At 71.2% G+C, this 23964-nt stretch carries 22 protein-coding genes; 12 read left to right on the forward strand and 10 right to left on the reverse strand.

Translation table 11 applies throughout. From position 1 onward, the window contains the following. The first annotated feature begins 30 nt into the window (after nt 1-30). The 3 genes from ACFVQG_RS12035 (at nt 31) to ACFVQG_RS12045 (ending at nt 3818) form a co-directional block, all read left to right on the forward strand. The gene (locus ACFVQG_RS12035; RefSeq protein WP_383380079.1) at nt 31-1824 is read left to right on the forward strand and encodes a DEAD/DEAH box helicase; all 1794 of its coding nucleotides are present in this window, start codon (nt 31-33) and stop codon (nt 1822-1824) included. A 363-nt stretch (nt 1825-2187) separates the two neighbouring features. After that, nucleotides 2188-2829, forward strand: a complete 642-nt coding sequence (locus ACFVQG_RS12040) for an IclR family transcriptional regulator (RefSeq protein WP_383380082.1) — start codon at nt 2188-2190, stop codon at nt 2827-2829. A gap of 197 nt (nt 2830-3026) precedes the next feature. Continuing rightward, nucleotides 3027-3818 carry a S16 family serine protease gene (locus ACFVQG_RS12045; protein WP_383380085.1) on the forward strand — a complete coding sequence of 264 codons (792 nt, stop codon included), beginning with the start codon at nt 3027-3029 and terminating at the stop codon, nt 3816-3818. Nucleotides 3819-3834: 16 nt separating this feature from the next. On the opposite strand, the gene ACFVQG_RS12050 is transcribed toward ACFVQG_RS12045, so the two are convergent. The 5 genes from ACFVQG_RS12050 to ACFVQG_RS12070 form a co-directional block, all read right to left on the reverse strand. Beyond that, entirely contained in the window at nt 3835-4761 is a 927-nt protein-coding gene (locus tag ACFVQG_RS12050) for a glycine betaine ABC transporter substrate-binding protein (protein ID WP_383381680.1), read from the reverse strand. Between the two features lie 47 nt (nt 4762-4808). Continuing rightward, nucleotides 4809-5615 (reverse strand): ABC transporter permease, encoded by an 807-nt coding sequence (locus ACFVQG_RS12055; RefSeq protein ID WP_383380088.1) that lies wholly within the window; start codon nt 5613-5615, stop codon nt 4809-4811. Continuing rightward, nucleotides 5612-6880, reverse strand: coding sequence for a betaine/proline/choline family ABC transporter ATP-binding protein (locus ACFVQG_RS12060; RefSeq protein ID WP_383380091.1), 1269 nt, complete (start codon nt 6878-6880; stop codon nt 5612-5614). The genes ACFVQG_RS12055 and ACFVQG_RS12060 overlap by 4 nt, the downstream gene beginning before the upstream one ends. Before the next feature lie 98 nt (nt 6881-6978). Beyond that, nucleotides 6979-7626 carry an ABC transporter permease gene (locus ACFVQG_RS12065; protein ID WP_383380094.1) on the reverse strand — a complete coding sequence of 216 codons (648 nt, stop codon included), beginning with the start codon at nt 7624-7626 and terminating at the stop codon, nt 6979-6981. A 20-nt stretch (nt 7627-7646) separates the two neighbouring features. Next, nucleotides 7647-8126 (reverse strand): Lrp/AsnC family transcriptional regulator, encoded by a 480-nt coding sequence (locus ACFVQG_RS12070; protein WP_383380097.1) that lies wholly within the window; start codon nt 8124-8126, stop codon nt 7647-7649. A 125-nt stretch (nt 8127-8251) separates the two neighbouring features. Between ACFVQG_RS12070 and hppD the strand changes: the two genes are divergently transcribed. Next, complete coding sequence (hppD, locus tag ACFVQG_RS12075; protein WP_383380100.1) at nt 8252-9397, forward strand: 4-hydroxyphenylpyruvate dioxygenase; 1146 nt, start codon at nt 8252-8254, stop codon at nt 9395-9397. Nucleotides 9398-9430: 33 nt separating this feature from the next. Here hppD and ACFVQG_RS12080 read toward each other — a convergent pair whose 3' ends face one another. Then, nucleotides 9431-10819 carry a tetratricopeptide repeat protein gene (locus tag ACFVQG_RS12080; protein WP_383380103.1) on the reverse strand — a complete coding sequence of 463 codons (1389 nt, stop codon included), beginning with the start codon at nt 10817-10819 and terminating at the stop codon, nt 9431-9433. Between the two features lie 97 nt (nt 10820-10916). Between ACFVQG_RS12080 and ACFVQG_RS12085 the strand changes: the two genes are divergently transcribed. Next, entirely contained in the window at nt 10917-12284 is a 1368-nt protein-coding gene (locus ACFVQG_RS12085) for an FAD-binding oxidoreductase (RefSeq protein ID WP_383380106.1), read from the forward strand. Nucleotides 12285-12303: 19 nt separating this feature from the next. On the opposite strand, the gene ACFVQG_RS12090 is transcribed toward ACFVQG_RS12085, so the two are convergent. Then, complete coding sequence (locus tag ACFVQG_RS12090; protein WP_383380109.1) at nt 12304-12714, reverse strand: SsgA family sporulation/cell division regulator; 411 nt, start codon at nt 12712-12714, stop codon at nt 12304-12306. 239 nt (nt 12715-12953) lie between these two features. On the opposite strand from ACFVQG_RS12090, the gene ACFVQG_RS12095 reads away from it, so the two are divergent. Both ACFVQG_RS12095 and ACFVQG_RS12100 read left to right on the forward strand, forming a co-directional pair. Further along, nucleotides 12954-14306, forward strand: coding sequence for an RDD family protein (locus ACFVQG_RS12095; RefSeq protein WP_383380111.1), 1353 nt, complete (start codon nt 12954-12956; stop codon nt 14304-14306). A gap of 89 nt (nt 14307-14395) precedes the next feature. Next, a complete protein-coding gene (locus ACFVQG_RS12100; protein WP_383380114.1) occupies nt 14396-15214 on the forward strand; it encodes an RDD family protein in 819 nt (272 codons plus the stop codon). A gap of 83 nt (nt 15215-15297) precedes the next feature. Here the strand turns inward: ACFVQG_RS12100 and ACFVQG_RS12105 are convergent, their stop codons facing one another. Next, the gene (locus tag ACFVQG_RS12105) at nt 15298-15588 is read right to left on the reverse strand and encodes a hypothetical protein (protein ID WP_383380117.1); all 291 of its coding nucleotides are present in this window, start codon (nt 15586-15588) and stop codon (nt 15298-15300) included. A 461-nt stretch (nt 15589-16049) separates the two neighbouring features. On the opposite strand from ACFVQG_RS12105, the gene ACFVQG_RS12110 reads away from it, so the two are divergent. Both ACFVQG_RS12110 and ACFVQG_RS12115 read left to right on the forward strand, forming a co-directional pair. After that, a complete protein-coding gene (locus ACFVQG_RS12110; RefSeq protein ID WP_383380120.1) occupies nt 16050-18392 on the forward strand; it encodes an immune inhibitor A domain-containing protein in 2343 nt (780 codons plus the stop codon). Between the two features lie 121 nt (nt 18393-18513). Beyond that, nucleotides 18514-18873 carry a hypothetical protein gene (locus ACFVQG_RS12115; protein WP_383380123.1) on the forward strand — a complete coding sequence of 120 codons (360 nt, stop codon included), beginning with the start codon at nt 18514-18516 and terminating at the stop codon, nt 18871-18873. Nucleotides 18874-18876: 3 nt separating this feature from the next. On the opposite strand, the gene ACFVQG_RS12120 is transcribed toward ACFVQG_RS12115, so the two are convergent. Next, complete coding sequence (locus ACFVQG_RS12120; protein WP_383380127.1) at nt 18877-19461, reverse strand: isochorismatase family protein; 585 nt, start codon at nt 19459-19461, stop codon at nt 18877-18879. Between the two features lie 189 nt (nt 19462-19650). Continuing rightward, the gene (locus ACFVQG_RS12125; RefSeq protein ID WP_383380132.1) at nt 19651-20994 is read right to left on the reverse strand and encodes a nicotinate phosphoribosyltransferase; all 1344 of its coding nucleotides are present in this window, start codon (nt 20992-20994) and stop codon (nt 19651-19653) included. A gap of 8 nt (nt 20995-21002) precedes the next feature. Between ACFVQG_RS12125 and clpS the strand changes: the two genes are divergently transcribed. The 3 genes from clpS (at nt 21003) to ACFVQG_RS12140 (ending at nt 23913) form a co-directional block, all read left to right on the forward strand. After that, the gene (gene clpS, locus ACFVQG_RS12130; RefSeq protein WP_383380134.1) at nt 21003-21368 is read left to right on the forward strand and encodes an ATP-dependent Clp protease adapter ClpS; all 366 of its coding nucleotides are present in this window, start codon (nt 21003-21005) and stop codon (nt 21366-21368) included. A gap of 31 nt (nt 21369-21399) precedes the next feature. Continuing rightward, nucleotides 21400-22005 (forward strand): DUF2017 domain-containing protein, encoded by a 606-nt coding sequence (locus ACFVQG_RS12135; protein ID WP_383380137.1) that lies wholly within the window; start codon nt 21400-21402, stop codon nt 22003-22005. Between the two features lie 375 nt (nt 22006-22380). Next, nucleotides 22381-23913, forward strand: a complete 1533-nt coding sequence (locus tag ACFVQG_RS12140; RefSeq protein WP_383380140.1) for an alanine/glycine:cation symporter family protein — start codon at nt 22381-22383, stop codon at nt 23911-23913. Nucleotides 23914-23964: the final 51 nt, after the last annotated feature.

The raw sequence follows: 23964 nt of genomic DNA on the forward strand, positions 1-23964 counted from the left end.
GCCGAGCCGTTCGACCCCACCACGGAGACCGTGACTACCACCGCCGCCTCGCACTCCCACCATCTGTCACCCGCGTTCCCGGGCCGTGCGCCCTGGGGTACCGCAAGCAAGCTGCGTGCCTGGCAGCAGGGGGCGATGGAGAAGTACCTCCAGGAGCAGCCGCGGGACTTCCTCGCGGTCGCCACGCCCGGCGCCGGGAAGACGACGTTCGCGCTGACGCTGGCGTCCTGGCTGCTGCACCACCACGTCGTGCAGCAGGTGACCGTGGTCGCGCCCACCGAGCACCTGAAGAAGCAGTGGGCGGAGGCGGCGGCGCGGATAGGGATCAAGCTGGACCCCGAGTACAGCGCCGGACCGCTCGGCAAGGAGTACCACGGCGTCGCCATCACCTACGCGGGCGTCGGCGTGCGCCCCATGCTGCACCGCAACCGCGTCGAGCAGCGCAAGACCCTCGTCATCCTCGACGAGATCCACCACGCCGGGGACAGCAAGTCCTGGGGCGAGGCCTGCCTGGAGGCGTTCGAGCCCGCGACCCGTCGGCTCGCGCTCACCGGTACGCCGTTCCGGTCCGACACCAACCCGATCCCCTTCGTGACGTACGAGGAGGGCAACGACGGCATCCGGCGCTCGGCCGCCGACTACACCTACGGGTACGGGTCCGCGCTCGCCGACCATGTCGTCCGCCCGGTGATCTTCATGTCCTACAGCGGCAACATGCGCTGGCGGACCAAGGCCGGTGACGAGATCGCCGCCCGGCTCGGCGAACCCATGACCAAGGACGCCGTCAGCCAGGCCTGGCGCACGGCCCTCGATCCGCGCGGTGAGTGGATGCCGTCCGTGCTGCGCGCCGCCGACCAGCGGCTGACCGAGGTGCGCAAGGCCATCCCCGACGCGGGCGCGCTCGTCATCGCCTCCGACCAGGACTCGGCCCGTTCCTACGCCAAGCTGATCAGAGAGATCACTGGGCACGCGGCGACCGTCGTGCTGTCCGACGACGCCGGTGCGTCCAAGCGGATCGACGAGTTCAGCGAGGGCGACGACCGGTGGATGGTCGCCGTCCGGATGGTGTCCGAGGGGGTGGACGTACCGCGGCTGGCGGTCGGGGTGTACGCCACGACCATCTCGACGCCGCTGTTCTTCGCGCAGGCCGTCGGGCGCTTCGTACGGTCCAGGCGGCGGGGCGAGACCGCGTCCGTGTTCCTGCCGACCGTGCCGGACCTGCTGTCCTTCGCCAGCGAGATGGAACGTGAGCGGGACCACGTCCTCGACAAGCCGAAGAAGGGCGGCGAGGAGGACCCGTACGCCGAGGAGGACAAGCTCCTCCAGGAGGCCGAGCGGCAGCAGGACGAGGACACCGGCGAGCAGGACATGCTGCCCTTCGAGGCGCTGGAGTCCGACGCCGTCTTCGACCGGGTGATGTACAACGGCGCCGAGTTCGGTATGCAGGCCCACCCGGGGAGCGACGAGGAGCAGGACTACCTCGGCATCCCGGGCCTCCTCGAACCCGACCAGGTGCAGATGCTGCTCCAGAAGCGGCAGGCGCGGCAGATCGCGCACAGCCGCAAGAAGCCCGACCAGGAGGCCGATCTGGTCGAACTGCCCGCAGAGCGGCGGCCGGTGGTCACCCACAAGGAACTGATGGAGCTGCGCCGCCAGCTGAACACCATGGTCGGCGCGTACGTCCACCAGAGCGGCAAGCCGCACGGTGTCATCCACACCGAACTGCGGCGGGTGTGCGGGGGCCCGCCGAGCGCGGAGGCCACGGCGGGGCAGTTGCGGCAGCGGATCGCCAAGGTGCAGGAGTGGGCCACGCGGATGCGGTGAGGCGTGTGCGCGGGCTGTCCGCCGTGCGTGTGCGGGGCTGTGCGCCGTGCGGGTGTGGGAGCTGTCCGCCGTGCCTGTGCGCCGTGCGTATCCGGGCAAAAGGAAGGCAAAGGGGTGCGGGTCGGGTCGGTATGTGCCCGGATTCTGGACGGAGCCTTCCGCTCAGCGAACCGGCTTCGCTAATGTCCCGCTACGCACACGCCCCGTGGCAGCGCCGCCGCGGAGCGCAGCCGTGAAGCGACTGGGCCCGGACCGGCCGGGCCGTCCGCCGATCGGCAGCCTCTGAAGCGCGTCGCTGACGGGACTCGGCGACGCATCTGCCGCGAGGGGGCTGCCGACCTCACCACTGAAGGAGTGGGCGTCGTGACCGCGGAGACCTCTCAGACGCTCGACCGGGGACTGCGGGTCCTCAAGCTGCTGGCCGACACGGATCATGGGCTGACCGTCACCGAGCTGTCCAACAAACTCGGGGTGAACAGGACCGTCGTCTACCGACTGCTCGCCACGCTGGAGCAGCACGCGCTGGTACGGCGTGATCTGGGCGGGCGGGCGCGGGTCGGGCTCGGGGTGCTGGGGCTGGGACGGCAGGTGCATCCGTTGGTGCGGGAGGCCGCGTTGCCCGCGTTGCGGGCGTTGGCGGAGGACATCGGGGCGACCGCGCATCTGACGTTGGTGGACGGGACGGACGCGCTCGCCGTGGCCGTGGTCGAGCCGACGTGGACCGACTATCACGTGGCCTATCGGGCCGGGTTCCGGCACGCGCTGGAGCGGGGGGCCGCGGGGAAGGCGATCCTCTCCGCCCGGCAGAAGCCGTTCGGTGATCCCGGCTACACGTTGACGCACGGGGAGCTTGAGGCGGGGGCGAGTGGGGCCGCGGCGCCGTTGATCGGGGTTACGGGCGTTGAGGGCAGCGTGGGCGTGGTGATGCTGGCGGACGCGGTGCCGGAGCGGGTGGGGCCGCGGGTGGTGGATGCGGCGCGGGAGGTGGCGGAGGCGTTGCGGTGACCGGCGTGTGTGCTGCCGGGGGTAGGCCGCGCGCCCGGCGCCGTGGGTGTTTCCCCCAGTTCTTCGAGCAGGGGGTGCCCCCAGCGCCCACCCTCCTCCCAGCGCTCCCCCTCCCCCCAGCGCCCACCCTCCCCTCGGCGCCCACGGCCCCGCCGCCCGCAGCCAAGCCCCCACCCCCAGCGCGTTAGATTGAACCCGTGCTTTCTCGTCTCTCTCGGCCCTGGGCCGTCGCCGTGTCCGCTGTGCCGGTTGTGGGGCTGTTGGTCGTGGCCCTTGCCGCGCCGTTGCCGTTTGCCGTGGCTCAGCCGGGGATGACGGCGAATGTGCTGGGGGAGAACGACGGGACGCCGGTGATCACCATCTCTGGGGCGGAGGTGCGAGAGACACGGGGGCAGTTGCGGATGACGACCATCGAGGCGACCAGCCCGGACACCCGGGTCGGCCTCGGGGACGTGCTCGACGGGTGGTGGCGTACCGATCAGGCGGTGATGCCGAAGGACTCGGTGTACCCGAGCGGTGACAGCGTCGAGGAGATCGAGCGGCACAACACCCGGCAGATGCGGCAGTCGCAGGACGCCGCCACCGAGGCCGCCCTGTCCTACCTCAAGCTCGGGGACGACGACGTCAAGGTCACGCTCAAGCTCGCCGACGTCGGTGGCCCCAGCGCCGGGCTGCTGTTCTCGCTCGGCATCATCGACAAGCTGGACGGCGACGGCGACGGCGGCGACCTCACCGGCGGGCGGGTGATCGCCGGGACCGGCACCATCGACACGGACGGCGAGGTCGGGGCCGTAGGCGGTGTGGCGCTCAAGACGCAGGCCGCCCGGCGGGACGGGGCGACCGTCTTCCTGGTGCCGAAGGCCGAGTGCACCGACGCCAAGTCCGATCTTCCCGAGGGGCTGCGCCTCGTTCCCGTGACCGATCTCGAGGGGACCGTCGAGTCGCTGCGCGCCCTGGCGAGCGGCAAGGGGTCCGTGCCCAGTTGCTGAGCGCCGCCCGGTCGCGTCAGTTCTCCTTCACGAAGCCCTCCTCCACCATCCAGTCCAGTGCCACCTGGTGCGGGTCCTCCCCGTCCACGTCCACCTTCGCGTTTAGCTCCTGCGCGACGTCGTTGTTCAGGCGCGCGGTGACCGGGTTCAGTACGTTCGCGATGGCGGGCCACTTCTTCAGCGTCTTGGTGTTGATCTCCGGGGCCGCGTTGTAGTTCGGGAAGAACTTCTTGTCGTCCTCCATCACCGCCAGGTCCATCGACCTGATGCGGCCGTCCGTCGTGAACACCTCCCCGTACACGCACGCGCCCTTCGCGGCCTGGGTGTAGATGATCCCGGTGTCCATCTGCGTGATGTTGGCGGCCTGGATGTCCATTCCGTACTTCCTGCTCATGCCCGGCAGCCCGTCCGCCCGGTTGCGGAACTCGCCCTCCACGCACAGCGTCACCGCGCCCGGGTCGGAGTCCGCCAGTTCCGCCACGTCGGAGAGGGTCTTGGTGCCGTACTTCCTGGCGTTGGACTGGTTCATCGCCAGGGCGTAGGTGTTGTTCAGCTCGGCCGGGGGGAGCCAGGTCAGGCCCTCCTTCAGGTCCGCCTCGCGTACGGCCTCCCACTGCTGCCGCGGGTCGGCGATCGGCTCGCTGTTGCCCAGGTAGGTGATCCAGGCCGTGCCCGTGTACTCGTAGTTGGCGTCCGCGTCGCCGCTCTTGACGGCCTCCCGCGTGCCGACGGACCCCTGGATGCCCGTGCGGTCCAGCACCTCCGCCCCGGCCGCCTGGAAGGCGATGCCCATGATCGCGCCGAGGATCAGCTGCTCGGTGAACTCCTTCGAGGTCACCGTCAGTTCGGCGCCCTCCAGCGGCCGACCCTGCCCGATCGAGCCCGGCGAGACGTCGTCAACCATGGGCGAGCCGCTGGTCAGCCCGCAGGCCGCGGACGCCATCGCCGACGCCGCCACCACCGACGCCAGCAGGGTCCTCGTACGCCACCTCACGTCCCCACCTCCAGCCCCCGTGGCCGCAGCAGCAACTCCGCCAGGGACGCCAGCCAGTCCACCAGCAGCGCCAGGGCGATCGTCAGGATCGAGCCCAGCATCAGCACCGGCATCCGCTGGCTGGTGATGCCGGTCGTGATCAGCGTGCCGAGGCCGCCGCCCCCGCCGAAGGTCGCCAGGGTCGCCGTACCGACGTTGAGGACCAGCGCCGTGCGCACGCCCGCCAGGATGAGGGGGACGGCGAGGGGGAGTTCGACCCTGGTCAGCACGCCGAGCGGGGACATGCCGATGCCGCGGGCCGCCTCCAGCAGGGTGGGGTCGTTGGCGCGCAGGCCCGCCATGGTGTTCGACAGCACCGGCAGGACGGCGTAGATGATGATGCCGATGAGCGCGGCCCTGCGGCCGATGCCCAGCCAGATCACCAGCAGCGCGAGCAGACCGATCGCCGGGGTCGCCTGGCCCATGTTGGCGAACGCCATCGCCACCGGGGTCGCCCTGCGGAACGCCTTGCGGGTCAGCAGGATGCCCAGCGGGATCGCGATGATCAGGACGAAGAAGGTGGAGATCACCGTCAGCTGGACGTGCTGCCACAGCGCCTTGGAGACCGCGCCGTCCGACAGCGCGTTCTCGGACAGCGCGTCGAGGTCGGCCCGCGCGAACCACAGCCAGGTCGCCAGCAGCACCGCGACCAGCAGGGCGGGCAGGAACACCAGCTTCTGCCAGGTGACCCGGCGCCCGGTCTCCTCAGGCGACGGGGTCTCCTCCTCGGCCTCCGCCTCGGTCAGCTCGTCGGAAGCCGTCACGCCTTCAGCGCCCCTTCCCCCTCGCCCTCCTGCTCGGCGTGCGTGCGCTCGGCGCGGGTCTCCTCCAGGTCGTGCTGGTGCTCCAGCGCGTCCAGGCGGTCGGCCTCCAGCAGCTCGTGCACGGAGTTCATCAGCGTCTCCATGTCGACGACGCCCTCGTACGCGCCCCGCCGCCCGGTCACCGCGACCCGCCCCGCGTTGTCGGTGAGCACCGCCTCCAGCGCGTCCCGCAGGGTGGCGTCCGCGGTCACCGTGTCGTGCACCAGCGTGCCCGCGCGGGCGAGCGAGCCCTTGGCCCGCATCAGGTCGCCGCGCCGCAGCCACTTGTAGGGGCGGCCCCGCTTGTCGAGCAGCAGGATCTCGTTGGAGCCGCTGGTCCGCAGCCGGTTGAAGATCTCCTGCAACGGGTCGTCCACGGTCACCGTCGGATAGTCGGTGATCCCCACGTCCCGTACGCGCGTCAGGTTCAGCCGCTTCAGGGCCGCACCGGCGCCCACGAAGCCGGAGACGAAGTCGTCGGCCGGGTTGGTGAGGATCGCCTCCGGGGTGTCGAACTGGGCGATGTGCGAGCGTTCCCGGAGCACCGCGATCCGGTCGCCCAGCTTGATCGCCTCGTCGAAGTCATGGGTGACGAACACGATCGTCTTGTGCAGCTCGTGCTGGAGCCGGATCAGCTCGTCCTGGAGGTGGTCCCGGGTGATCGGGTCCACGGCCCCGAACGGCTCGTCCATCAGCAGCACCGGCGGATCCGCCGCCAGCGCCCGCGCCACCCCGACCCGCTGCTGCTGCCCGCCGGACAACTGGCGCGGATAGCGGCCCCGGAACTCGGCGGGATCCAGGCCGACCAGGTCGAGCAGTTCCTCCACGCGCGCCCTGATGCGCTGCTTGGACCAGCCGATCATCTTCGGCACCAGGCCGATGTTCTGGGCGACGGTCATGTGCGGGAACAGCCCGGCCGACTGGATCGCGTAGCCCACCTTGCGGCGCAGCTTGACCGGGTCCATGTCGGTGACGTCCTCACCGTTGATCCGGATCCGGCCGCTGGACGGCTCGATCAACCGGTTGATCATCTTGAGCGTCGTGGACTTGCCGCACCCGGACGGCCCCACGAAGATGACCGTCTCGCCCGCCTTGATCTCCATGGTGACGTTGTCGACGGCGGGCTGTGGGCTCCCCGGGTACCGCTTGGTGAGGTTCTCCAGCTCGATCGTCGCGCCGGTCCCCTTCGCGGGCGTCCCGGACACGGTCGCGGGCGTCTCAGACACGGATCCCCCTCGGATCAGACACGGGTCCCTTCGGATCAGACACGGGTCCCTTCGGATCAGACACGGGTCCCTTCGGATCAGACACGGGTCCCTTCGGATCAGACACGGATCCCCCTGGGAATGGTCAGCCGCCCGATCAGGACGTACGCGGCGTCGAACAGCAGGGCGAGCACGATGATCCCGAGCGTCCCCGCGAGCACCTGGTTCAGCGCGTTCTCGCTGCCCAGGGAGGCGATCCCCCGGAAGATCACATTGCCGAGGCCGGGCCCGGAGGCGTACGCGGCGATGGCCGCGATGCCCATCAGCATCTGCGTCGAGACCCGGATCCCGGTCAGGATCGGCGGCCAGGCCAGCGGCAGCTCCACCCGCAGCAGCCGGGACACCCGCGACATGCCGATCCCGCGGGCCGCGTCCACCAGCGACGGGTCGACGCCGCGCAGCCCGACGATGGAGTTCCGCACGATCGGCAGCAGCCCGTACAGCGTCAGCGCGATCACCGTCGGCGGCACACCGAGGCCGACGACCGGGATCAGCAGACCGATCATGGCCAGCGACGGGATGGTCAGGATGGTCGAGGTCGCCGTCGTGGCGAGGGCCCCCGCCCACTCGGAGCGGTAGGTGACGACACCGATGAGCACACCGATCAGGGTCGCCACGACCATGCACTGGAAGACGGCACTGGCGTGTTGGTAGGCGTCCGTGAGCAGCTGCTGGTAGCGGCTGCCCAGGTACTCCCAGAAGTTCACGCGCGGGCACCCCCTGACGGTCAGGTCCTCTCCGGGTCCTCCGCCGCCTGCTCCACGAGCGGGATGATCCGCAGCGGAACGGGGTTCTCCATGACGATCGCGGTGGAGGCCCGGACGATGCCATCAAAGCCGACAACCCGGTCGATCACCCGCTGGAGATCGGCGTTGGAGCGGGCCACCAGACGGCACAGCATGTCCCCGGTGCCGGTCGTGGTGTGCAGCTCCAGCACCTCCGGCACGGTCGCCAAGTGCGCCCGTACGTCGGCCCCTTGGCCCTGCCGGATCTGGAGGGTGGCGAAGGCGGTGACCGGGTAGCCGAGTGCCGCCGGGTCGACCTGCGGGCCGAACCCGCGGATGACTCCGTTCGACTGAAGCCGGTCCAGGCGCGCCTGCGCGGTCCCGCGCGCCACGCCGAGCCGCCGGGACATCTCCAGCACCCCGATCCGCGGCTCCCGCGCGAGCAGCACGATGATCCGCCCGTCCAGCTCATCGATCGCCATCACGCACACCTCCGGGTGGTCATCCTGTACAGAAGGTCCGCCATTACGGTCCATTCACTGGGCGGATTGCCCAGTGAGGACGCAAACTATTGCGCACCTTGCCGGACGGGGGAGACGCTGCGGCTATGACGCAGACCACACACCACACTCCCGACACCGCCCGGCAGGCCGACCCCTTCCCGGTCAAGGGAATGGACGCGGTCGTCTTCGCCGTGGGCAACGCCAAGCAGGCGGCGCACTACTACTCCACCGCCTTCGGCATGCGGCTCGTCGCGTACTCCGGACCGGAGAACGGCAGCCGCGAGACCGCCAGCTATGTGCTGGAGAACGGCTCCGCCCGGTTCGTGTTCACCTCGGTGATCAAGCCCGCCACCCCCTGGGGCCACTTCCTCTCCCAGCACGTGGCCGAGCACGGTGACGGCGTCGTCGACCTCGCCATCGAGGTCCCGGACGCGCGGGCCGCGTACGCGTACGCCGTCGAGCACGGCGCCCGCTCGGTGACCGAGCCGTACGAGCTGAAGGACGAGCACGGCACGGTCGTCCTCGCCGCGATCGCCACCTACGGCGAGACCCGCCACACCCTCGTCGAGCGCTCCGGCTACGACGGCCCCTACCTGCCCGGCTACCGCGCCGCCGACCCGATCGTCGAGCCGCCCGCCCAGCGCACCTTCCAGGCCGTCGACCACTGCGTCGGCAACGTCGAACTCGGCCGGATGAACGAGTGGGTCGGCTTCTACAACAAGGTCATGGGCTTCACGAACATGAAGGAGTTCGTGGGCGACGACATCGCCACCGAGTACAGCGCGCTGATGTCGAAGGTGGTCGCGGACGGCACCCTGAAGGTGAAGTTCCCGATCAACGAGCCCGCGATCGCCAAGAAGAAGTCCCAGATCGACGAGTACCTGGAGTTCTACGGCGGCGCGGGCGTCCAGCACATCGCGCTCAACACCAACGACATCGTCGCCACGGTGCGCACGATGCGCGCGGCCGGGGTCCAGTTCCTCGACACCCCGGACTCCTACTACGACACCCTCGGCGAGTGGGTCGGCGACACCCGGGTGCCCGTGGAGACCCTGCGCGAGCTGAAGATCCTCGCCGACCGCGACGAGGACGGCTATCTGCTGCAGATCTTCACCAAGCCGGTCCAGGACCGCCCCACGGTGTTCTTCGAGATCATCGAACGCCATGGCTCGATGGGCTTCGGCAAGGGCAACTTCAAGGCCCTGTTCGAGGCGATCGAGCGCGAGCAGGCCAAGCGCGGCAACCTGTGATCCCCCCGGAGTGACCCGTGGCGCGGCCCCGGGTCACTCCGGCACGTCCTCGTCCTCAGGGACCTCGCCCAGCTCCTCCAGGGCCTCCCGCGCCTGCGGCACCAGCAGCGGCGAGAAGTACGGGTTGATCCGCAGCGCCTCCGACAGATGCCGCCGCGCGGGCCCGTCCTGCCCCAGCTCCTTCTCGATCATCCCCAGGTGGAAGGCGTACGGCGCGCTGCGCACCCCGCCCCCGCGCTCCGGGTCCATCGTCCGGCGCGCGAACCACAGTGCCTCCTCGTGCTCCCCGGCCCGGTGCAGCGCCCACCCCAGCGCGTCGGCCACCGCCATGCCGGGCTGGCGCTCCCACTCGCTCCGCAACCGGCGCACCGCCGCCTCCGGGTCCCCGTGGTCCGCCTCGAACCGCCCCAGCACCAGGCTCTCGTCCACCCCACCCGCCGCCGCGTCCCGCACCCGCTCCCGCAGCAGGTCGTACTGCACCCGCGCGGCATGCCCGAGGCCCAGCGACTCGTACAACTCGCCCAGCTCCAGGGCGTACTGCGGCAGCGGCTGCTTGGCGAGTGCGATCCGGTACGCGCTCAGCGCCTCGGACGTCCGCCCCAGCGCCGCCAGCACCCTGCCCTGCCCGGCCTGCGCGGCCCGCTGGTCGGGATCGGTGCGCACCGCCTCCTGGAAGTACCGCAGCGCCACCTCACGGTCCCCGCGCTCCCAGGCGAGCTGCCCGGCCCGCTCCAGCCACGCCGCGCGCTCGGCGGGCGCCCGCGCCCCGGCCACCGCGTCGGCCAGCGCCGCCGCCGCGTCCTCCCGGCGTCCCTGGTCCCGGTAGACCGCCGCGGCCCACGCCCGCACCCGCGGCCCGGACCCCAGCCGCAGCATCCGGTCCAGGGCCCGCCCCACCGCCTGGTGGTCACCGAGCCCGGCACAGGCGTCGATGAGCAGCGGATACGACGTCCAGCGCGCGCCGTCGGCCCGCAGCGCCGCCTGCGCCCAGGTGCGCGCCGCGGGGTAGTCACGGCGGGCGTTGGCCAGCGCCGCCATGCCGTCCAGCGCCTCCGCGTTGCCGCGCGGGCGGACCTTCAGCGACGTCCGCAGCGCCTGCTCCGCCTTCGGGTAGTGGGCGGCGGCAGACCCGGTCCGGCGCCCCTGCTCGACGTAGGCGGCCCCGAGGACCGCCCAGGACCGCGCGTCCTTCGGGTGGTCCCGCAGATGCGCCTGCCGCTCCCCGATCAGCGCCGCGAGGTCCGGCAGCGCGGCCGGGACCCCCGTGGTGACCGCGGTGCGCGCGTGCGCCGCCGCCGGGCCCGGCGCGGGCGGCGGGCCCGCGGGCCGCTCGGGCGGCAGCAGCATCAGCGTGCCCCCGAGGGCCAGACATCCCACGAGCGAGCCGGTCAGCACCCAGGTCCGCTGTGCTCTCTTGTCCATGCCGCTCACTGTGCGTCAGTACGACGACCCCATCCCGGCGGCGGCCGGGTGCCGCAGACGGGTTCACACCGATGGCCCCGAGTGACACTCTGTGATCATGAGCATCCTCGTCGACCGGTTGCTCGGCGGGCTGCCCGCCGAGGCCGTCCTGACCGACCCCGACGTCACCGCCTCCTACGCCCACGACATGGCCAGCTTCTGCCCGGCCGGGATCCCGGCCGTGGTCGTGCTGCCCCGCACCGTCGAACAGGTCCAGCACGTCATGCGCACCGCCACGGAACTGCGCGTCCCGGTCGTCCCGCAGGGTGCCCGCACCGGGCTGTCCGGCGCGGCCAACGCCTCCGACGGCTGTGTGGTGCTGTCCCTGACCAAGATGGACCGCATCCTGGAGATCAGCCCCGTCGACCGGATCGCCGTCGTCGAGCCGGGCGTCGTCAACGCCGCCCTCTCCCGTGCCGTCGGCGAACACGGCCTCTATTACCCGCCGGACCCCTCCAGCTGGGAGACGTGCACCATCGGCGGCAACATCGGCACCGCCTCCGGCGGGCTGTGCTGCGTCAAGTACGGCGTCACCGCCGAGTACGTCCTCGGACTCGACGTCGTCCTCGCCGACGGACGGCTGATGTCCACCGGCCGCCGCACCGCCAAGGGCGTCGCCGGGTACGACCTCACCCGGCTGTTCGTCGGCTCCGAGGGCTCCCTCGGCATCGTCGTCAAGGCCGTCCTCGGGCTGCGCCCCAAGCCGCCCCAGCAACTGGTGCTGGCCGCCGAGTTCGCCTCCGGCGCCGCCGCCTGCGACGCCGTGTGCCGGATCATGGCGGGCGGCCATGTGCCCTCCCTGCTGGAACTGATGGACCGTACGACCGTCAAGGCCGTCAACGACCTGGCGCACATGGGGCTGCCGGAGACCACCGAGGCGCTGCTGCTCGCCGCCTTCGACACCCCCGACCCCACCGCCGACCTCGCCGCGGTCGGCGCGCTGTGCGAGGCCGCGGGCGCCACCGAGGTGGTCCCGGCCGACGACGCGGCCGAGTCCGAACTGCTGCTGAAGGCACGGCGGCTGTCGCTGACGGCCCTGGAGGCCGTGCGGGGCACGACGATGATCGACGACGTGTGCGTGCCCCGCTCCCGGCTCGGCGACCTGATCGACGGGGTGGCCCGGATCGCCGAGAAGTACCAGCTCACCATCGGCGTCGTCGCCCACGCGGGGGACGGCAACACCCATCCGACCGTCTGCTTCGACGCCGCCGACCCCGAGGAGTCCCGGCGCGCCCGGGAGTCGTTCGACGAGATCATGGCCCTCGGCCTGGAACTCGGCGGCACCATCACCGGCGAACACGGCGTCGGCGTACTGAAGAAGGAGTGGCTGGCCCGCGAGATCGGGCCGGTGGGCATGGAGATGCAGCGGGCCGTCAAGCAGGTCTTCGACCCGCTCGGCGTTCTCAACCCCGGGAAGCTGTTCTGACCTCCTCCCGGTGCACGGCTCACTGGGCGAGCAGCTGGTCGAGCGCGGCGTCGATGCCCAGCTGCCCGCCCTCGGTCCCCGGGGGGACCACCCTGAGGGTTCGCTCCAGCCACGCCGAGACCTGCGCCGTCGGCGCCTCCAGCAGGGCGTCCCCGTCGGGTGAACTCAGCGCCATCAGCACCACACCGCGTCCCTCGGACTTGGTCGGCCACACCCGTACGTCCCCGCTGCCGCACGCCCGGAACACGCCTTCCACGAGCAGGTCCCGGGCGAACGTCCAGTGCACCGGGCAGGCGGAGTTGACGTGGAAGGTGATGTGGACGGCGTAGGGGTCGTCGGTGCGGTAGCCCAGCCGGGCCGGGACGGGGATGCTGCGCTCCGGGGACAGGATGAGCCTGAGTTCGAGTTCGCGTTCCACGACGGTGTGCATGTCCGGGGTTCCTCTCCGCGACGGGTCCGGATGCGCCTGGTGCGCACCCGTACGAGGGGAGAGGGGGCGGGGGCCCGGGCATTACGCGGGTTCGGCAGAATTTCTTCCACCCGCGTTCGCGCGGGGGCACAACCGTGCTCGAAAGGGGCGGGTCCGGCGGGACGGCCGGTATGTCCCGCGCCGGTCTGATAGATGTGGAGGCCCCCCTACCACCCCCGAGCAGATACGGGACGACGGACATGAGCGCCCCAACCCCGGCACCCGGCGACGACAGGCCCCGCGAAGGCTATTACCCGGACCCCTCCATCCCCGGATACGTCCGGTACTGGAACGGCGCCGCCTGGGTACCGGGCACCAGCCGCCCGGCCCCCGCCGACGGCGAACCGCTCGCCCCGCCGCCCGGCAGCCACCCCGCCCAGCCGTCCGTCGAGGAGACCGGCCCGCACTTCTTCGACGAGGACCCGGCGCCGTCGGACGCGCCCCCGGCCGCCTCCTGGGACGCCGCGCCGCAGCGCCCCGACCCCCGGGTGCCGCACGCCCCCGCCCAGCCGGACGGCGACTCCACCCGCACCGACGGCACGGCGACGATCCCGCCCGCGACGGCGGACGGCGACGCCGGACCGGGGCCGACGGACGGCACGTTCGTGTTCCGCCGCCCCGCGGCCGGAACCCGCGAACCGGACGCCGACGAGGGCACGATGACCTTCCGCCCCGTGCGGCCGGGACCGGACCGGCAGCCCGGAGCGGCACCGCCCGCGCAGGCGTCCCCCGGCTTCGGCGCCGGGAAGGCCGCGGCGGCCCGCGCGGCAGCGCAGCCCCCGGCGGCCCCCGCGGCCCCCGCGGCCCCCGCCGCCCCGGCCGGTCCGCAGCAGGCCCCCGCCACCCCCAGCGCCCCCGCCGCCCCGGCCGGTCCGCAGCAGGCCCCCGCCCCGAGCGTCCCCCAGCAGGCCTCCGCCCCCGCCCCGGTCACCTCCGGCGTCGGCGGCGGGCAGGCATCCTGGCCGCAGCAGGTGCACCGGCTGGCGGGCGTTCCGGCCGAGGAGCCGCCGGTGGCGCCCTGGAAGCCGCCGGTGGACGACCCGTTCCAGGCCGCGGCCCGGCGCCAGGCGTCGGCCCGCCCCGCGGCGGTGGGCCGACGGCTGGCCGCGCGGCTGATCGACACCCTCGTCATCGGCGGCCTCACGGCGGTCGCGGCCGTACCGCTCGGGACCCGGGCGGCCGACCACATCCAGGGCAAGATCGACCAGGCCAAGCTCTCCGGCGAGACCGTCACGGTCTGGCTCCTCGACGGCACGACCTCGGTGTACCTGGGCATCGTGCTCGGCGTCCTGCTGCTCGTGGGCGTCCTGTACGAGGCGCTGCCGACCGCCAAGTGGGGCCGCACCCTGGGCAAGAGGCTGCTCGGCATCGAGGTGCGGGACATCGAGGCGCACGAACCCCCGTCCTTCGGGGCGGCCCTGCGCCGCTGGCTCGTCTACAGCGTGCCCGGTCTGCTCGCCTTCGGCGTGATCGGCGTCGTATGGGGGCTGTTCGACCGGCCCTGGCGGCAGTGCTGGCACGACAAGGCCGCGCATACGTTCGTCGCGGGGTGAACGGGTACGCCGTTCGGCCCGGATGATTCGGTACTCCGGACGGCCGCGCGCCGGATGCGGAGCGGTGGGGTTCGCGATGCACTCGGGCCATGAGTACCGAACCGCCTCCCGGCTCCGGACAGCCACCGGACGACGACCCGTTCAGGAAGCAGCCCCCGCCGCCCGGCCCGGGGTCAGGTTCGCCCTACGACACACCCGGTGGCAGCGGGCAGCCACCCCCACCCGGCGGTGAGCCGCCACCGTACGGCGGCCAGCCCCCGCCCCCCGGCGGCGGTCAACCCCCGCCCCCCGGCGGCGGCCAGCCCCCGCCCCCCGGCGGCGGTCAACCCCCGCCCCCCGGCGGCGGCCAGCCCCCGCCCTACGGCGGCGGTCAGCCTCCCCCGTACGGTGGCGGCCAGCCCCCGCCCTACGGCGGCAGCCCTTATGGCGCGGGTCCGCCCCCCTCCGACCCGCTTGCCGGGATGCCGCCGCTCGCCGACAGCGCCCGGCGCACCCTCGCCCGGATCATCGACATGATCCTCGTCGGCATCGTCGTCTGGCTGATCACCTGGCCGCTGGGCATCGGCGAGTACAACGTGGACACGGACGAGTTCGAGACCGCCAGCACGGTCGGGCAGTCCGTCGTGGCCGCCGTCCTCTACATGGCGTACGACACCATCCTGACCGCCAGGACCGGGCAGACGCTGGGCAAGAAGTGGCTGGGCAAGCGGGTGGCCAACCTGGACAACGGCGCCACGCCCTCCATGCAGACCTCCCTGCTGCGGGCGGCCGTGCTGTGGATCCCGTTCGCGTTCTGCTGTGCCTGTCTGTGGACGGCGATCGCGGGCGGCTGGAGCTTCTTCGACCGGCCCTACAAGCAGGGTCTGCACGACAAGGCCGCGAAGACCGTGGTGGTCAGCGCGCGCTGAGACGACGAACGGCGGGTCCGTGCCCCGGGGTTGGGGCGCGGACCCGCCGTCGTAGGCGCTTGGTCGACCGGGTGGGCGCGGATTCAGGACGCCGTGGGTTGCCGCACGGGCTCGGACGTCGAGTCCGTCGAGGCCGACGAGGCCGTTGCGGCCACCAGTCGCTTCCGCTCCGGACGCGCGGCGGCGGGAACCGCCACCGTCCGCTTCGGCGTCGGAAGGGTCAGGGCGACCAGCAGCCCCAGGACGAGGGCCGCCACGGCGATGATCGCGATCACCACGGCCGAACTCGTCTGGGACAGCAGCAGCATGACGAGCGTCGACAGGATCACGGTGCACGAACCGTAGGCGAGCTGTGCGGCGGTCGGACGAGGCATGGCAATCGTGTCCTCGGGGGTGGGCCTCCCCCCGTGCCTCTCGCGGTGGGGGAGGTGCGGATGCAGTTTGGGGGGTGTGACAAGGATGTCGGCCTGGCATTCCGCCGACTTCCGGGCGGTCCGCCAGTCGACTCTAATCGGCTGCATGCCCGAGTGGAACGATGAGTAAGCGTGACCTGACCAACAGTGCCGAAGCACGGGGGGCGCACCGATTCATGGTGTGTTCACGGCGTCCAGCAAGTGGACGGACCCGAGCGCCGGTCGGGTGCGCGGTGGTGTCCGCTGAGCGAGGCGCGGGCTCCGCATAGTGCCATTGACCTGTTCAAGTCAAGGTCTGTCTTTTCTCGTCAACCTCTGGTCCGATGTCGTCACTTGACTACACGCGTCACACACGCGCGCGCGGATCTCCTTGACTCTCCAGGACCCCCAGCCGTGCCCGCGGACGCGGGGGAGGAACTCAAGTGACCAGTAGACCCTGGACGTTCAGAGCGACCGCGACCGCGGTCGCCTTCGCGGCGGCAACCGCCACCTTCTCGGCCGCCACCGTGGCGCACGCCGGCCCGGCCGCCGCTCCCGCCGCGGTCGACCGGCAGGACCCGGCGTCGGGCAAGGCCGTGAAGGACCATGACTTCGACGGGCCGCTCACCAAGACCCGGGAGGCCCAGCGCGAGGAGGCCCTCAAGCAGGTCATATCCGGCAAGGCCGAGGTCAAGGAGCGCGACGGCTCCAAGGTCGTCCGGCTCGACAGCAAGCGGGGCGACAGCAAGTACGTCGAGCTGGGCCGCGAGAAGACCGACAAGATCTTCACGATCCTCGTCGAGTTCGGCGACCAGACCGACCCCCGCTACGGCGGTACCCCGGGCCCGCTGCACAACCAGATAGCCGAGCCCGACCGCGCCGTGGACAACAGCACGGCCTGGCAGGCGGACTACAACCGCGAGCACTTCCAGGACCTGTACTTCGGCGACGGCGTCGGCTCGATGAAGACGTACTACGAGAAGCAGTCCTCGGGCCGCTACTCCATCGACGGCGAGGTCACCGACTGGGTCAAGGTGCCGTACAACGAGGCCCGTTACGGCTCCAACGCGTGCGACCCCGACAACTGCGCCTGGTACGCGGTACAGGACGGCGTCAACGCCTGGGTCGACGACCAGAAGGCGGCCGGGAAGACCACCGCCGAGATCAGCGCCGCGCTCGCCGAGTACGACCAGTGGGACCGCTACGACCACGACGGCGACGGCGACTTCAACGAGCGCGACGGCTACATCGACCACTTCCAGATCGTGCACGCCGGTGAGGACGAGTCCGCGGGTGGCGGCGCGCAGGGCGAGGACGCCATCTGGGCGCACCGCTGGTACGCGTTCGGCACCGACGCGGGTGCCACCGGCCCCGACGGCAACAAGCTCGGCGGCACCCAGATCGGCGACAGCGGCGTCTGGGTCGGCGACTACACCATCCAGCCGGAGAACGGCGGACTCGGCGTCTTCGCCCACGAGTACGGCCACGACCTCGGTCTGCCGGACCACTACGACACCGCGGGCGGCGAGAACTCCACCGGCTTCTGGACGCTGATGTCGTCCGGTTCCTGGCTCGGCACCGGTGAGGACACCATCGGTGACATGCCCGGTGACATGACCGCCTGGGACAAGCTCCAGCTGGGCTGGCTCGACTACGACGTGGCCAAGGCCGCGACCGCCTCGAAGCACAAGCTGGGTGTGGCCGAGTACAACACCAGGAACCCGCAGGCCCTCGTGGTGCAACTGCCGCAGAAGGCGGTCACCACCGAGATCGTCGCCCCGGCCGAGGGCGCCAACCAGTGGTGGAGCGGCAGCAGCAACGACCGCCGTGCCACGCTGGCCCGTTCCGTCGACCTCACCGGCAAGGCCTCGGCCGCGCTGACCCTCGACGGCTGGTGGGAGATCGAGAAGGACTACGACTACCTCTACACCGAGGTCTCCACGGACGGCGGCAGCAGTTGGACGCCGGTCGACGGCACCGTGGACGGCGCGCCGATCGGGCGTGACGGCAGCGACCAGCCCGCCCTGAGCGGTGTCTCCGGCGGCCACAAGCAGCTGTCGTACTCCCTGGACGCGTACGCCGGGAAGAAGATCGACGTCCGGTTCCGCTACGCCACCGACGGCGGCGTCTCCCTGAAGGGCTTCACCGCCGACCGGATCACGCTCACCGCGGACGGCGCGGCGCTGTTCAGCGACAACGCGGAGAGCGCGGACGCGGCCTGGACCGCCAACGGCTTCTCGCGCATCGGTGCTTCGTTCACCAAGGACTACGCGCAGTACTACATCGCCGAGAACCGCCAGTACGTGTCGTACGACAAGACGCTGAAGGTCGGCCCGTACAACTTCGGCTTCGCGGGCAGCCGTCCGGACTGGGTGGAGCACTTCCCGTACCAGAACGGTCTGTTGATCTGGAAGTGGGACACCTCGCAGCAGGACAACAACACCAGCCAGCACGAGGGTGCCGGGCTGCTGCTGCCGGTCGACTCGCACGCCAAGGCGCTGAAGTGGTCCGACGGCACGCTGATGCGCAACCGCATCCAGACCTACGACTCGCCGTTCAGCTGGTACCCGACGGACGGCATGACGCTGCACAAGGCGGGCGTGCCGACGAAGATCAGGCCGTCGCTGGGTGTGCCGGTCTTCAACGACCACACCAGCACCTACTACGACGAGTCCAACCCGCGCGCGGGCGTCAAGATCACTGACACCAACACCAAGATCAAGATCGTCGACCAGCCGCTGAGCGGCTCGACGATCACGCTCCAGGTGGGCCCCGCGGTGAAGTAGTCAGCATTTTCGCAGGTCAGGCGCGTATCGGCGGCATCCCCTTGGCGGGGTGCCGCCGATCGTGTTTAGGTGCGTCCTGTGACTGACTTATTGACACCGGCTCGCACGGGGGTGTGACTGCATGGCCGCAGGAGGTTTCTGCAAGCTGCCGAACGGCAGTGTGGTGGTGGCACTGAACCTGCCCAGCCCCACCGCCGACGGCCCCACCGCCGTCGGAGGCGTCCGCGTACTCGTCCACGCCCAGAACCGGGCGCGCGCCCTGACCAGGCTGCGCAACCTGGGCCTGCGCGCGGTCTACCTGCGGGGCAACGCCGCCCCACCGACGCCGGACGAGATCACCGCCGTACTCCACCACCCCGACGGCCTGATATGGCGCACGGCGCCGGACGTCAGCGGCCTGGGCCCGATGGAGCTGTGGCACCCGATCCGCGCCCTGCTGCGCCGCCCGGCGACACCGGCGCCGGGCGCCCAGCCGGGCTAGGGCCTAGACGACCGGCTTGCCGGACAGCTGCACGCCCGCGCCGCGCAGCTCCTCCAGGGCGCGCTCCGTGGTCTCCTCGGAGACGCCCGCGGTGAGGTCGAGGAGGACGTGGGTGCGGAAGCCCTCGCGGGCGGCGTCCAGGGCGGTGGCGCGGACGCAGTGGTCGGTGGCGATGCCGACCACGTCCACCTCGTCGATCCTGCGGGCCCGCAGCCAGTCGGCGAGCGGTACGCCGTTCTCGTCGACGCCCTCGAAGCCGCTGTAGGCGGCGGCGTAGGCACCCTTGTCGAACACGGCGTCGACCGCGCCGGACGCGACGGCCGGGGCGAAGTTGGGGTGGAAGCCCACCCCTTCCGTCCCGGCGACGCAGTGCGCGGGCCAGGAGCGGACGAAGTCGGGGTTGTCGGCGAAGTGGCCACCGGGCGCGATGTGGTGGTCACGGGTGGCCACCACATGGCGGTATCCGGCGGGGGCCTGGCCGATCAGCTCGGTGATCGCGGCGGCCACGTCGGCACCCCCGGCCACCGGGAGACTGCCCCCTTCGCAGAAGTCGTTCTGCACATCTACGACGATCAAGGCGCGGCGCATGGTCGGTGTCCTTCGGCTATGGGATCGGGGGGCGTACGGGGCGGTGGGGTGCGGGCCCGGGGCCGATGCGGTGAACCTCCGAGCGTAGAGACTTCGCGCCCCCCACGGGAGGGGGCACAGCAGGGCGCACTCGTCGTACGCCCCGGGTACCCCACCGACCCCACGGGCTGTCCGGACCCGGACCGTTTCTCATCCGGCGAGCCCGCGGACGTACTCCGTCGGGATGACGGGCTCGCCCCGGGAGAGCTGGGTCGCCGACAGGGGCAGGCCCGCGCGGGCGGTGATGTGGCGGGTGCGGGCGGTGTCCAGAGGCTCGCGGGCGACCACCTCGCCGCCCTTGACCAGCGGCACCAGCAGGGCGCGGTCGGCCAGCTCGGGCGGGATCGGGCCGGTGCCGATGACCTCGGCCTCCGCGACGCCCTCGGCGTCCGGGCGCCGGGCGGCCCACTTGCGTCCGCCGATGGAGGTCTTGCCCCCGGTGGCCTTCTTGGCGACCGGCAGCAGGGGTGCGGCCGGGTCGGTGGAGTCGGCGCGGGCGACCAGCTTGTAGACCATGGAGCAGGTGGGGTGCCCGGAGCCGGTCACCAGCTGGGTGCCGACGCCGTAGGAGTCCACCGGCGCCGCGGCCAGCGAGGCGATCGCGTACTCGTCGAGGTCGGAGGTGACGATGATCCGCGTACCGGTGGCGCCCAGCTCGTCCAGCTGCTGCCGCACCCGGTGCGCCACCAGGAGCAGGTCGCCCGAGTCGATGCGGACGGCGCCCAGGTCCGTCCCGGCGACCTCCACGGCCGTACGGACCGCCTCGGTGACGTCGTAGGTGTCGACCAGGAGCGTGGTGCCCCGGCCCATGGACTCCACCTGGGCGCGGAAGGCGTCCCGCTCCCGGTCGTGCAGCAGGGTGAAGGCGTGGGCGCTGGTGCCGACGGTCGGGATGCCGTACCGGAAGCCCGCGGCGAGGTCGGAGGTGGAGGAGAAGCCGCCCACGTAGGCGGCGCGGGCGGCGGCGACGGCGGCCAGCTCGTGGGTGCGGCGGGCGCCCATCTCGACCAGCGGCCGGTCCCCGGCGGCCGACGACATCCGCGAGGCCGCCGCGGCGATCGCCGAGTCGTGGTTGAGGATGGACAGGATCACCGTCTCCAGCAGCACGCACTCCCCGAAGGTGCCCTCGACCCGCAGGATCGGTGAGCCGGGGAAGTACACCTCGCCCTCGGGGTAGCCCCAGACGTCGCCGGAGAAGCGGTAGTCGGCCAGCCAGGCCAGCGTCTCCTCGTCGACGATCGCGCGCTCCCGCAGGAAGCCGAGGACGTCCGGGTCGAAGCGGAAGTTCTCCACCGCGTCCAGCACCCGCCCGGTGCCCGCCACCACGCCGTACCGGCGCCCGCTGGGCAGCCTGCGGGTGAAGACCTCGAAGACCGAGCGCCGCCCGGCCGTGCCCGCCTTCATGGCGGCCTGGAGCATCGTCAGCTCGTACTGGTCCGTGAAGAGGGCCGTCGAGGGGACGTCCACCGGCAGCCTCAGGTCCGCTGTGTTCATGGCAACCGATGCTACCCCCATTTCGTCAGTGTGACGATTTGTGGGGGGCGTGGCAGCATGGTCATGTGACGTCAGCCGCTCCCATCGAGATCGAACGCACCGAGTCGGCGGAGGAGGTCTCCGCCGTGCCCGAGCCGGACGTCCCCTGGGTCACGATCGTGCACAACGACCCGGTCAACCTCATGAGCTATGTGACGTATGTCTTCCAGACGTACTTCGGCTACTCCAAGGACAAGGCCACCAAGCTCATGCTGGACGTCCACCACAAGGGCCGGGCGGTCGTCTCCAGCGGCACCCGCGAGGAGATGGAACGCGACGTCCAGGCCATGCACGGCTACGGCCTGTGGGCCACGCTCCAGCACGACCGCAAGTAGCCAGCGCCCACCGCCACCTACGAAGAGACCCATGCCCGGACACTTCGAACCGCTTCCCGGCGGCGGCGCGGCCGTCGCGCTCGACGACGTCGAGATCTCCATCATCCGCTCGCTCGCCGTGCAGCTGCTGGAACTCATCGGCCCCGGCCCCGCCGAGAACGCCTCCGACGACCCGCTCGCGGAGCTGTTCGCCGACGGCCCGAGCGAGCCGCCCTCCGACCCGGTGCTGAGGAGACTGTTCCCGGACGCCTACGACGATCCGGAGGGCGCCCCGGCCTCGGCGGAGCGGACGGAGGAGCTGCGGGCGTACTCGTCGGAGTTCCGCCGCTACACCGAGAACGACCTGCGGGCCGGCAAGCGTGACAACGCCCTGGCGGTGATCCGCTCCCTGGACCGGCTGTCCGCCGCCGGTGAGGGCGGCGCGGTGCTGAAGCTGACCCCGGACGACTCCCGGCGGTGGCTCAGCGCGCTGAACGACCTCCGCCTCGCGATCGGCTCCCGGCTCGAGATCACCGACGAGGACGACACCGACCTGCTCTACCGGCTCCCGGACGAGGATCCGCGCAAGCCGATGGTGATGGCGTACCTCTGGCTCGGCGGACTGCAGGAGACCCTGGTGGGTACTCTCATGCCGTAGCCAAACCCTTACGTCCAGTTTGTACCAGGAAGTGTTCGCTCAGCGGACGCTCAAATCCGAATAACGATCCAGTCACCGCCCCTGGGGTTTTCCTCCCCAGGGGTCGTTTTGTGTGATCTGCACCACGTAAGGCTGCGTTAACGCTGTGGTAAGAATTCGCAACTCCATTTCGGCCCCACCCTTCGCCGTGATGGAGAGCCGGTCACCACGCCGGCGCGCACGACAGGAGTAGCACCGGCCCGGGTCCGCGGGCTCGCTCACCGAACTCCACAGTCGCCGAACGGACAACGGCGTTCGATTCAGAGACCCGCACCCGCACCGCTGCTGTGCGCGTGTACGCCGCCAGCACGTCCCCTGCGCCACCGAGGTAACTCGATGTCACTCGATTCCATCACCACGTCCATCGACGACGCCGTCAGCGGGTTCTTCGAGCCCGTCGCCGACAAGGTCGCCGAGGTCGTCTTCTACGCCGTCCCCGTGGGCGGCACCGACCTTCCGCTCATCGTCGCCTGGCTGGTGATCGCCGGCCTCATCTTCACCACCTGGTTCGGCCTCCTCCAGGTGCGCAAGTTCAAGCTCGCCTTCGACGTCGTCCGCGGCAAGTACGACGAGGAGGGCGCCGCCGGTGAGGTCAACCACTTCCAGGCGCTCACCGCGGCCGTCTCCGGCACCGTCGGCCTCGGCAACATCGCCGGTGTCGCCGTCGCCGTCTCCATCGGTGGCGCCGGTGCCACCTTCTGGATGATCCTCTGCGGTCTGCTCGGCATGGCCACCAAGTTCGTCGAGGTCACCCTCGGTGTGAAGTACCGCGAGGAGCACGAGGACGGCACCGTCTCCGGCGGCCCGATGCACTACCTCCCCAAGGGCCTCGCCGAGCGCTTCGGCAAGAACGGCGCCCAGCTCGGCAAGGTGCTCGCCGTGCTCGCCTCGATCATGATCCTGTTCTTCGGTCTGTTCGGCGGCAACCTGCTCCAGGCCAACCAGTCCTACGCGCAGCTCTCCTCGCAGTTCGGCGGCGAGGACGGCTTCCTGGCCTCGTCCGCCGGTGCCGTGCTGTTCGGCCTCGTGGTCGCCGCGCTGGTCGGCCTGGTGCTGCTCGGCGGCATCCGCTCCATCGCCTCCGTCACCAGCCGACTGGTCCCGGCCATGGCCGCCCTGTACATCGTGGCCTGCCTGGTCGTCATCCTGACCAACGTCACCGCCGTGCCGGACGCCTTCCAGACGATCCTCTCGGGCGCCTTCGAGGCCGACGGTGTCGCCGGTGGTGTGATCGGTGCCCTGATCGTCGGCTTCCAGCGCGCCGCGTTCTCCAACGAGGCGGGTCTCGGCTCCGCCCCGATCGCGCACTCCGCGGTGAAGACCAAGCACCCCGCCTCCGAGGGCCTGGTCGCCCTGCTCGAGCCGTTCATCGACACGGTCGTCATCTGCACCATGACCGCGCTGACGATCGTCATCGCCAACCCGGCCAGCTGGGCCGAGGCCCGCTCGGGCGAGAGCATCGGCGGTGTCACCATCACCTCCGACGCCTTCGAGACCGTGCTGCCCTGGTTCCCGAACCTGCTGACCGTCGCGGTGCTGCTGTTCGCCTTCTCCACGATCCTGACCTGGGGCTACTACGGCCTCAAGGCCTGGACGTACCTGTTCGGCAAGAGCAAGACCAGCGAGACCGTGTTCAAGGCCACCTGGAGCGTGTTCGTCATCGCGGGCTCGCTGCTCACCCTGGACTCGCTGATCAGCCTGGCCGACTCGGCGCTGTTCCTGCTGTCGGTGTTCAACATCATCGGCCTCTATCTGCTGGCCCCGGTGGTCAAGCGCGAGCTGAAGTCCTTCCTGGACTGGGCCCGCGACCGCAAGGCGGGCACGGCCGGTGAGGGCGAGGAGGACCTGGAGTCCGCCAAGGTGCTCTGAGCCTTCGAGCCAGGCTCCGTCCCGGCATCCGGGCCGCCCCGTACCACCCTT

Source organism: Streptomyces sp. NPDC057877 (assembly GCF_042796855.1).
GTDB lineage: Bacteria > Actinomycetota > Actinomycetes > Streptomycetales > Streptomycetaceae > Streptomyces.

Coding starts and splice junctions, on each gene's coding strand:
- ACFVQG_RS12050 (WP_383381680.1), bottom strand. CDS start 4,761: ATGGCGTCCGCGGCCTGCGGGCTGACCAGCGGCTCGCCCATGGTTGAC.
- ACFVQG_RS12070 (WP_383380097.1), bottom strand. CDS start 8,126: ATGGCGATCGATGAGCTGGACGGGCGGATCATCGTGCTGCTCGCGCGG.
- hppD (WP_383380100.1), top strand. CDS start 8,252: ATGACGCAGACCACACACCACACTCCCGACACCGCCCGGCAGGCCGAC.
- ACFVQG_RS12080 (WP_383380103.1), bottom strand. CDS start 10,819: ATGGACAAGAGAGCACAGCGGACCTGGGTGCTGACCGGCTCGCTCGTG.
- ACFVQG_RS12085 (WP_383380106.1), top strand. CDS start 10,917: ATGAGCATCCTCGTCGACCGGTTGCTCGGCGGGCTGCCCGCCGAGGCC.
- ACFVQG_RS12090 (WP_383380109.1), bottom strand. CDS start 12,714: ATGCACACCGTCGTGGAACGCGAACTCGAACTCAGGCTCATCCTGTCC.
- ACFVQG_RS12095 (WP_383380111.1), top strand. CDS start 12,954: ATGAGCGCCCCAACCCCGGCACCCGGCGACGACAGGCCCCGCGAAGGC.
- ACFVQG_RS12100 (WP_383380114.1), top strand. CDS start 14,396: ATGAGTACCGAACCGCCTCCCGGCTCCGGACAGCCACCGGACGACGAC.
- ACFVQG_RS12105 (WP_383380117.1), bottom strand. CDS start 15,588: ATGCCTCGTCCGACCGCCGCACAGCTCGCCTACGGTTCGTGCACCGTG.
- ACFVQG_RS12115 (WP_383380123.1), top strand. CDS start 18,514: ATGGCCGCAGGAGGTTTCTGCAAGCTGCCGAACGGCAGTGTGGTGGTG.
- ACFVQG_RS12120 (WP_383380127.1), bottom strand. CDS start 19,461: ATGCGCCGCGCCTTGATCGTCGTAGATGTGCAGAACGACTTCTGCGAA.
- ACFVQG_RS12125 (WP_383380132.1), bottom strand. CDS start 20,994: ATGAACACAGCGGACCTGAGGCTGCCGGTGGACGTCCCCTCGACGGCC.
- clpS (WP_383380134.1), top strand. CDS start 21,003: ATGCTACCCCCATTTCGTCAGTGTGACGATTTGTGGGGGGCGTGGCAG.
- ACFVQG_RS12135 (WP_383380137.1), top strand. CDS start 21,400: ATGCCCGGACACTTCGAACCGCTTCCCGGCGGCGGCGCGGCCGTCGCG.
- ACFVQG_RS12140 (WP_383380140.1), top strand. CDS start 22,381: ATGTCACTCGATTCCATCACCACGTCCATCGACGACGCCGTCAGCGGG.